Source organism: Oceanobacillus sp. J11TS1 (assembly GCF_018333215.1).
GTDB lineage: Bacteria > Bacillota > Bacilli > Bacillales > Amphibacillaceae > Oceanobacillus.
On sequence record NZ_BORO01000050.1, the window covers coordinates 1 to 9,391 of the forward strand.

Genomic DNA, 9,391 nt, shown 5'->3' on the forward strand with positions numbered 1-9,391 from the left:
TATCAGTTATACTAGTAGACATAGGTAAGGTCTCCTCTTCTTAGTTTTTGTGATGATTAACTAATGGGTAGGATAACCTTACCTTTCCTATTTATTCAGCTTACACAGACTATTGTACGTCATCCCACCCGAAGTAGAACTCGCTCGAAAACCGGGAAATGCGCTCCACCCCAGCCAGAACCCGCTCGAAAAATGGGAAAAGCGCTCCACGCGAAGTAGAGACCGCTCGAAAATCGAGGAACGCACTCCATTAGAAGTAGAGTTAAGATACGCTCCGCCCGAATTAGAGTCGCTCGAAAACCGAGGAAAGCGCTCCAAACCAGTGGGAGTTCGCTCGAAAACCGGGAAACGCGCTCCAATCTAAGTCGAACGCGCTCCAAAAAAGAGAAAAGCGCTCCAACTCAAGCCGAACGCGCTCCAAAACAGCTGGTACCCGCTCGATCTCAGGCCGAACCCGCTCCAAACCAGGTTTCCCTAGTCCTATTCAAATTTCAGGTTCCCCTTTAAATAGGTGCTTTTTCTAATTTCCTTCCTCCGCGTCCCGTTGTTGTTTCTGCTTGCTGTAAAGAGCGATAGATGGCTTCTTCAATAACTTCTGCAACGGCTTGGAAAAATTGATTCATAATAGGATAATCATCTCGAATCATGGTGACAGTGTTTGTTATTTGGTCAGATTGATGCTCGACTTTTGTAGCTGTTGAAAAGGCAATGGCAATATCACCGCTTCCGTTATCTATGGTGCTTCCAGTTCTTCCTAGGCCAATGGCACAGCGTTTTGCTAATCGTTTTAACTGGCGGTCGGAAAAAGGTGCGTCTGTAGCAAGGATCATCATAATGGAACCATCGGGTGTATCCAGCTTTTGTTTGGAATCTGTTAGGAAAAAAGCTTGTTCACGGCGGCCAAAATTACTTACCACGAGCGCTCCAAGCGTATAATTTTTCTTCTCAGAAGCGATGATTCTTGAGGAGGTACCAATCCCGCCTTTATATCCTAAACACTGCATGCCAGTTCCAGCACCAACCGCCCCTTCCGCACTGCTGTCAGATGTTGCCTTCTCAACAGCTTCGATTGCATGCTCCGGTTTTACTGCTTGGAGACGGATACTATTTAAATAGCCATCGTTGCATTCTCCGACAACTAAATTAATCGTCCCAGTTGTATCACCGATTTCCTCTGTTTCATTCAGCATATAGGATAATGTTCCTTGCATGACAGCCCCGACACTGAGTGTGTTCGTTAGCATAATAGGGGACTCCAAAACACCGAGTTCATCAATTTGTATTAATCCTGTTGTTTTTCCAAAGCCATTAAGGACACTGTTGCCGGCAATAACTTTTTTGCGGAATAAATTTTCTTTATGTGGCAAAATAGCTGTAACTCCCGTACAAATCGTATCTATATCGTTTAAATGCTCATAAAGCGTAACGTGGCCGACTTGTACATCGGCAACATCTGTAATACAGTTTTTCTCTCCTTTTGGTAATGCCATATACTTCAGAACCTTTCTATTTTGGACTTTTTAAACCCTTCTTTTTATTAAATTATAACAAATAGTATCTCCCTTGTATGGAACATGATGTATCGGAGAAATTAAAAAGGAGGTGATTGTATGAGGAGAAATATCATCAAAATCCTGATTTTTAGTACGCTTGGTTTTCTTTTAACGATAAATACAGTAAATGCAAAGGCCGTGCAGGAAGGGTTAGAGATTGGTGAGAAGGCACCGGATTTTAAGTTAAATACGCTTGAAGGAGAAACACTTCAACTATCTGATTTTCGCGGCAAACGGGTAATGCTTAATTTTTGGGCAACTTGGTGTCCGCCTTGTCGCCAAGAGATGCCGGATATGCAGCGGTTTTATCAGGAAAATGAGCCCGTCATTCTTTCAGTGAACTTAACGGATACAGAGATAAATACGAATCAAGTCGAGCGCTTTATGCAAGAATTGGAGCTGACATTTCCTGTTTTATTAGATAAGGAAGCGGAAGTCAGCAATTTGTATCGTCTTCAACCTATTCCGATGACGTATATGATTGATGCAGAAGGTATTATTCAATTTAAATCATTTGGGGCGTTAACTTACGATCAGATGGTTAGGCAATTTGAGCAAATGGAATAGTTATGTTTATGAAAGAAACCTCATTGTGGCAAAATGGATAAATTATTTCCATAACGAAATAATTAGAGATAGAAAAATACCTACGTATAAGCTAAACTAAACGTTGGGTATTTTTTTATTGGTTTAAAAAGTATATATGGAAGATAATCTCTTCAAATTCATAGAAGCAAGCATGTTACATACAACTAAGAAAAGAAGCAAGGAGGCGGAAAAATGAAATTATTATTAGGACAATTTTTTATTATTTTCATTGTTTGGGCTGGGTTACTTACTTTTTTCCAAGATATGAGTGACGCAAGTAAAATCATTTTCTACCTAGTTACTTCGTGGTTATTATTACTTATCGTTTTAATAATTAAGACATGGATTCGAGACAAGAAAAGGACGAATCAACAATAATCCATATTTCAAAGGAAGTGATACGCTATGTTACGTATTGAAAATATAAGTAAGGCATATGGGGATAAAAATCTTTTTACAAACATAAATGTAACCATTGGAGAGTTTGAGCGAATTGGCTTAATTGGTGTCAATGGAACAGGAAAATCAAGTTTTCTAAAAGTGATTGCAGGAATAGATGAGCCTGATCAAGGAGAAATTAAACAAGCGAAGGATTATCAGATTGAGTATATTGCACAGGAAACAGTGCTTTATGAAGATTTGACGGTAATTGAACAGATTTATTATGGCGAATCCGAACAAATGAAACTGATGCGTGCTTATGAACAAGCTTTACTCAATCTAGAGAAGAACCCGGAAAAGGAAGAATTTCAGCAGCAATTGCTTCAGTTACAGCAGAAGATGGATCAAGAAGAGGCTTGGGAGGCCAACGCCAATGCGAAAACCGTTTTAACAAAACTGGGGATTACTGCATTTGATAAAAATGTTCGTGAACTATCCGGCGGGCAACGAAAACGGGTTGCCATCGCTAAAGCGTTGATTCAACCTGCTGATCTTTTGATCTTGGATGAGCCGACAAACCATTTGGACCATGAAACCGTGGAGTGGTTAGAAAAATATCTGCAAGGCTATCGCGGCTCCATTTTATTAGTTACGCATGACCGTTATTTCTTGAATCGTGTTACGAACCGCATTTTTGAATTGGACAAAGGAAATCTATATACCTATGAAGGGAATTACGAGCTGTTTTTAGAGAAAAAAGCAGAGAGAGAAGCTTTAGAAGTAAGCAGCGAGCAGAAACATCGTAATACATTGAAGCGTGAATTAGCTTGGTTAAAACGAGGTGCTAAGGCGAGGTCAACGAAGCAGCGAGCACGTGTGGAGCGCGTAGAGGAAATGAAAGAAAAGAAGTTTGATACGAAAAAAGAAAATCTCGCTATTCAAGCCGGATCAAAACGTTTAGGGAATGAAGTTATCGAGCTTCAAGGTATCTCAAAATCCTTTGACCATCAAACGCTTATTGATAATTTTTCTTATCAAATTACTCCAGGTGACCGAATTGGTATTATAGGTCCGAATGGTACAGGTAAAACTACGTTACTCAATATGATGGCAGAGCGCATTCTTCCGGATGAGGGAAATGTAAAGCTTGGTGAGACCGTTCGAGTTGGTTACTATACACAAGACGATGAAGATTTCGATGGAGATTTACGTATTATTGAGTATATTAAAGAAGTAGCAGAAGTTATGCATACAGCTGATGGACAGATTATTACAGCCGAACAGCTTTTAGAGCAATTTTTATTCCCCAGAGCACAGCAATGGACTTATATACGTACGTTATCAGGCGGAGAGAAGCGCCGGCTTTATTTACTAAAAGTGCTAATGCATGAACCGAATGTACTGTTCTTAGATGAACCGACGAACGATTTGGATACACAGACTCTCGCTGTTTTAGAAGAGTATTTAGAAACATTTCCGGGAGTAGTTATTACGGTTTCGCATGACCGCTACTTCCTAGATCGAATAGTTGATAAGCTCTTTGTATTTAAAGGAGAAGGGGAGGTTTCTGTTTACTACGGAAATTATAGTGAGTTTCTAGAAACCAATGCTATTCCGAAACAAGCCAAAACGACTGGTGTGAAAGAAGCAAAGTCCGAAACACCTGTTAAAACAAAAAAGAAGCTATCTTACATGGAACAGCGTGAATGGGAAACAATAGAGGATGAAATTGCTCAGCTTGAAACACGTTTAAGTGAAATCGAACAAGGAATTGCGGAAGCTGGAAGTGATATTGCGAAGGTGCAGCCGTTATTTACAGAACAACAAGAAACAGAAACGAAATTAGAGGAAAAAATGGAACGTTGGGAAGAGTTATCCTTATTAAAAGAGCGTTTGGAATCGGGTAAGTAATAAAACTTGTTCAAATGTATTCAAGTGCTTAGGGAATGATATGGTTTAACAACAAAAAAATTTCAAGAAACCAAGTACCAAAAATACAGACTCACTAATCGTCTTTCTTAGGTAATTAAGAATTTGCGACCGTTTTTCACCAATAATAATATAGCAGGAAGAATTTGTAGGAAACTTAGAAAAAACTTGGTAGCATTCGCTTGGTTGCCATGTTATACTTACGTTGGAAATCACCAGATAGCCTAACATAAGGCTATTATAAAGGTGTTTTGGGTTAATCACTTACAGGAATTCTTTAACAGCTACGTATAGCGAATATAAGTTTTTCTAAATATGTTTTGTTTTTCCACGTATAAGGGAATATAAAGAAGAAGTGAGTACTTATTTTTAGATGGAGCAATCAAGGAGGTTATCTAATGAAGCTTTTTCAAGTAAGAAAAGGACAATTTGTATTCTTTGAAAATGAGTTGCACAAAGTGTATTCTGTGAAGCCAATGTTCAAAAAATCTGTCCACATGTATCGCCTAAAGGATATGAAACAAGTATTGGCGACAGCAAAAGAAATTAATTTTTATCGCCCTAAACATAATGATACATTTATTTTTTATGGAAAAAGGTATACGATTGATCAATATGCAAAACCAAATCCAGGAGATTATATTCTAATTGTCAAACCTACTCCAGATTTCTTAGATCATTATTCGTTGAATGAAATTGAAAAAGTAGAGAGAGTAGAAGATGGGAATGCGATTACTACACGGGATAATGGCGTAAAACATAGTGAATATGTCGTCATGGTTCCAGGAAAAGCAGAGGCTAGTCAAGAGATTTCTTATTTTGACAAGAGTCTTGTTCCTGAAGAACAGCAGTTATTGGATGAATCCATTTCTTATTTAGCGGAAAATGATGATACATTGAAACCAGCTGTCGGCGATATTTATTTGGATGTTCATAACAACATCCGTGCGATGATTGTTGCAATGTCTGATGACGAAATTGTTTTTGGTCATGGTGTTCGCGTTCATGTAGCGGAATTATTAGATGAATCTAGATATGAGCTAATTTATCAATTTGAAGATCATTAAAATGGAGCCGGTCTGAATGCGGAATTCAGCCGGCTTTATTAGTACGCCAGGCATGTGCACACTCTCTAAGGTTGAAGTCCCGAGCTATGAAGGCAGTAGTAGTGGTTAGCTTAAGACAAGGGTGTCTGGGGTGACTCAGAATCTGAAGGAAGTCGGCGGCAAATCTCCGCCCCTAGAAACATGAACTTTATAGATGGCTAGATGCATTTGGATGAGGCTGCGTAACAAGTCAAAGTCCTTACTGCCAAAGGATGCACCGAGTAAATGAAAAGGGGACATGGAGAGGAAGAGCGTGTACTTACATAGAAATGCGGTACACATACCGTAACTGGACATGTGAATGTTCACTTAACTATCAGAAGCCCTTCCCAGATACTTCTAGAGTATCTGGGAAGGGCTGAATCATTTACGGAGAATTGCCACTTTGCATACGCAATACTCGATGAAGCAGAAACATGAAACCTTCCTATAGAAATCCCTCGATAAGGTTGAACCACGATCGCCTGATGAGAACGTTAAGTCAGAGGCTAAAATGCCCCGAAATGCTGTGGAATCTAAAAAACATTATTATAACTTGATTTTAGCAATCGTATGTTATAAAATGGTTCCAAAACCGTCCAGACGGTATAGTAAAAAGAGGTGTTACTTTATGTCAAAAAAACTTGATTTATTAGAAGCGGCTTCAAGAGTAATTTTAGACAAGGGAGTAAATCGATTAACTTTGAATGCTGTCGCTCAGGAAGCGAACGTAAGCAAAGGTGGATTACTTTATCATTACGCAACCAAAGACGAGCTGATAAAAGGGATGAACTTACATGTTATTGCAGGCTTTAGGAAGTTAATTGAAAAACACGTCGCTGACGGATACTCCTATCATGAAGCATATTTGATTACGACTCTGGATAGCTTGAAGAAAGATTCCACATTGATGGGCATCACGACCAGTTTATTGGCATCCATATCTACTAATAGAGAACTTTTGAATCTATGGAGAGAAGAATACAAATATCTAAATGAAAAATTATCGGAGGAGGATTATAAACTAGAATATTCTCTTTTGGTAAAATCCGTTTGTGATGGATTATGGTATTCAAAGCTATTTGAATTCGGACACATAGACCAGGATGATGAACAAAAAGTAATTGACTACTTACTCGAATTGCTTAAAGGAAGGGATTAATAATAATGGCGTATGTATTGTTGATTTTTTCAATTATGTCGGAAGTTTTGGGATCTACGATGCTCAAATTATCAAATGGATTTAAAAAAATTCTCCCCATTATAGGTGTTATAGCTGGATATTGCGTTTCCTTTTATCTGCTCTCTGTAGCATTGCTAGATCTTCCTTTGGGTTTCGCTTATGCCATTTGGAGTGGTGTTGGAACAATCCTTACAGCGATGGTAGGTGTGTTTTTATTTAAAGAGAAATTAAACAGAATAGGCGTTCTTGGTATCAGTTTTATTGTTACAGGAGTCGTTCTATTAAATCTTATTTAAAAGGGATGAAATGAGATGAATAAAAGTTTTTTATTTTTAGGTTTGGCCATTTTATGCGAAGCTTTTGGATCTACGATGCTTAAATTATCAGAAGGCTTTTCTCTTCTATATCCTTCTATTGGTGTCGTAGTTGGTTATTTAGCCTCCTTTACTTTTTTGGGACTTTCCCTAAAAAGTATTCCCCTATCCAACGCCTATGCCATTTGGGCTGGACTAGGTACAGCATTTACAGTAGCTATAGGGATCGTTCTTTTTCGTGAAGATATATCTTTTGTAAAAGTATTAGCCGTACTTTTTATAATTGCAGGTGTAGTTATTTTAAATAAATCAAAAGATTATTCAAAACAGAAAAGTGAAGAAGCTAGTATCCACTAAATTTCTTAGCTTTATCCTTTTTCTTTTATAAGCACTATTTATTCTTATAAAAGAAAGGTAAAGCTTAACAAAAATCAAAAGGGTTTCGGAAATTGTGGCGCTAAACTATACCAAAACCCTTTAAAGATTTTAATTCCAGAAATTTTATACGTAAATTGAAGAGATAATACGTTGAAATTCTAAAATCTAAATATTTGTTAGACAGTATGACGTATGTGAGAGACCGGAGTTTAGTCACCTCCTCCTACTCGATTACTTTTACCATTCAATTTTTAGCTTTTTTCCACTGTTCACGTGCTTTATAGCCTAGAATATTCAGAGCGTCTTTAGATCCAGAGTAAATGGGATTATAGCCGAGCTCTAAGTCTGTTAAGTCATCGATGGTGAGCTTTCCTTTGATTGCTGTAGCTAACACGGCCATTCGCTTATCTGCTCCTTTTGGACCGATGAAACTGCCTCCCAGTAACTGTCCTGATTTCGGTTCATAAACAATCTTCATCCTAATTTTTTCTGATCCAGGGTAATAGCCTGCATGAGAGAAACCTGTAGAGGTAACTGCTTCAAATGGAATATCTGATTCCTCTAGTGATTGAGCACTTTGTCCAGTAATTGCAATAGTTAAATCAAATAAGCGGAAAATGGATGAACCCAAAACACCTTCACGCTGAATACTTTCCCCGTTTAAATGCGATGCGATGACAAATGCTTGGCGATGTGCTGGCCAGGCTAGAGCAACATGTGCCGGTTTCTTTGTTACAAAATCAACTTCCTCGACCGCATCTCCTAGCGCATAGATAGAAGGATCACTTGTTTGCATCACGTTATTTACCTTAATCCCGCCTGTTTCGCCCAATTCTAACCCTGCTTTTTCTGCCAGTTCAATATTGGGTTTAATTCCGACGGCCATGAGTGTCATATCTGCTTGAATCGTTTTTCCGCTTGAAAGATGTAAGATGGTTCCTTGGTCGGAGTAGCTTTCTAGTTTATCATTTAGATAAAGGTCAACCCCGTTTTCTGTTAAATGCTTATCTACATGACTGGCCATATCTGAATCTAAGCGTTTCATTACATGCTCGGAGTAATCTACCATCGAGCAATGAAGCCCTCTTTTATGCAAGTTCTCGACCATCTCTAAGCCAATAAAACCACCGCCGATAATTGCAACGGATGTAGGCTTTTTCTCAGAAATAAATTTTTCTATTTGGTCCATGTTTTCAATGGTACGCAGGGTAAAGGTATTGGAATGCATCCCAGGTAAATCTGGCATTACAGCGCTTGCTCCAGGAGAAAGAATTAATGTATTATAATCCATCTCATGCGGCTTATTATTTTTTTCATAAAAAATGGTTTGCTTTTCTCGTTCAATATGTGTTACTTCTGCATAGGTTTCGATAAAAACATTATATTTTTCTGCAAAATCATTTTCTGAATAAAGAAGCTGATTTCGGTCAGTAATATCTCTTCCTATATAATAGGGCATACCGCAGTTGGCGAACGAAATATAACCACAGCGGTCAAGAATATGAATTTCTGAATCCGTATCATATCTGCGTATTTGCGCAGCAACCGTAGCCCCGCCGCCGACACCGCCTACAATTACAATTTTATTTACCATAGATAATGAACCCCTTTCAAGAATTCTAAATTATGTTTTGCCTATTAGTATAGTAGTTCCCCATATTCTCTTTATTGAAAAGTATTTTATCAATATGAACGGAGGTTATATCGAAATAATAGCTTCTTCATAAAAAAACTCTCCACAAAAACTGTAGAGAGTTGTATTCGCTCCAAATCCAGTCGAAGCGCTCGAATATTCCCGAACCCGCTCCAAATCCGGTCAGAGCGCTCGAATAATCCCCGAACCCGCTCCGAATCCGATGACGTACAATAGTCTGTGTAAGATGAATAAATAGGAAAGGTAAGGTTATCCTACCCTTTAGTTAATCACGACAAAAACTAAGAAGAGGAGACCTTACCCATGTCTACTAGTATAACTGATAA

9 protein-coding genes are annotated in these 9,391 nt (G+C 38.4%); 7 read left to right on the forward strand and 2 right to left on the reverse strand.

Translation table 11 applies throughout. The annotated features are described in order from the left end of the window. Window positions 1-503: 503 nt before the first annotated feature. Entirely contained in the window at window positions 504-1,490 is a 987-nt protein-coding gene (locus KI343_RS19455) for a P1 family peptidase (RefSeq protein WP_212928068.1), read from the reverse strand. 120 nt (window positions 1,491-1,610) lie between these two features. Between KI343_RS19455 and KI343_RS19460 the strand changes: the two genes are divergently transcribed. The 7 genes from KI343_RS19460 to KI343_RS19490 all read left to right on the forward strand — a co-directional run bounded on the left by KI343_RS19460 (window position 1,611) and on the right by KI343_RS19490 (window position 7,390). After that, window positions 1,611-2,120: a redoxin domain-containing protein gene (locus KI343_RS19460; protein WP_212928069.1), complete on the forward strand. Its 510-nt coding sequence runs from the start codon at window positions 1,611-1,613 to the stop codon at window positions 2,118-2,120. Between the two features lie 213 nt (window positions 2,121-2,333). Then, window positions 2,334-2,519, forward strand: a complete 186-nt coding sequence (locus tag KI343_RS19465; protein ID WP_212928070.1) for a hypothetical protein — start codon at window positions 2,334-2,336, stop codon at window positions 2,517-2,519. 27 nt (window positions 2,520-2,546) lie between these two features. Then, a complete protein-coding gene (locus tag KI343_RS19470) occupies window positions 2,547-4,433 on the forward strand; it encodes an ABC-F family ATP-binding cassette domain-containing protein (protein ID WP_212928071.1) in 1,887 nt (628 codons plus the stop codon). A gap of 416 nt (window positions 4,434-4,849) precedes the next feature. Further along, the gene (locus tag KI343_RS19475) at window positions 4,850-5,518 is read left to right on the forward strand and encodes a hypothetical protein (protein WP_212928072.1); all 669 of its coding nucleotides are present in this window, start codon (window positions 4,850-4,852) and stop codon (window positions 5,516-5,518) included. 649 nt (window positions 5,519-6,167) lie between these two features. Beyond that, the gene (locus KI343_RS19480; protein WP_212928073.1) at window positions 6,168-6,698 is read left to right on the forward strand and encodes a TetR/AcrR family transcriptional regulator; all 531 of its coding nucleotides are present in this window, start codon (window positions 6,168-6,170) and stop codon (window positions 6,696-6,698) included. A 5-nt stretch (window positions 6,699-6,703) separates the two neighbouring features. Beyond that, window positions 6,704-7,015 carry a DMT family transporter gene (locus KI343_RS19485; protein ID WP_212928074.1) on the forward strand — a complete coding sequence of 104 codons (312 nt, stop codon included), beginning with the start codon at window positions 6,704-6,706 and terminating at the stop codon, window positions 7,013-7,015. A gap of 15 nt (window positions 7,016-7,030) precedes the next feature. Then, window positions 7,031-7,390, forward strand: coding sequence for a DMT family transporter (locus KI343_RS19490; RefSeq protein ID WP_212928075.1), 360 nt, complete (start codon window positions 7,031-7,033; stop codon window positions 7,388-7,390). 265 nt (window positions 7,391-7,655) lie between these two features. Here the strand turns inward: KI343_RS19490 and KI343_RS19495 are convergent, their stop codons facing one another. Further along, complete coding sequence (locus KI343_RS19495) at window positions 7,656-9,005, reverse strand: CoA-disulfide reductase (protein ID WP_212928076.1); 1,350 nt, start codon at window positions 9,003-9,005, stop codon at window positions 7,656-7,658. Window positions 9,006-9,391 lie beyond the last annotated feature (386 nt).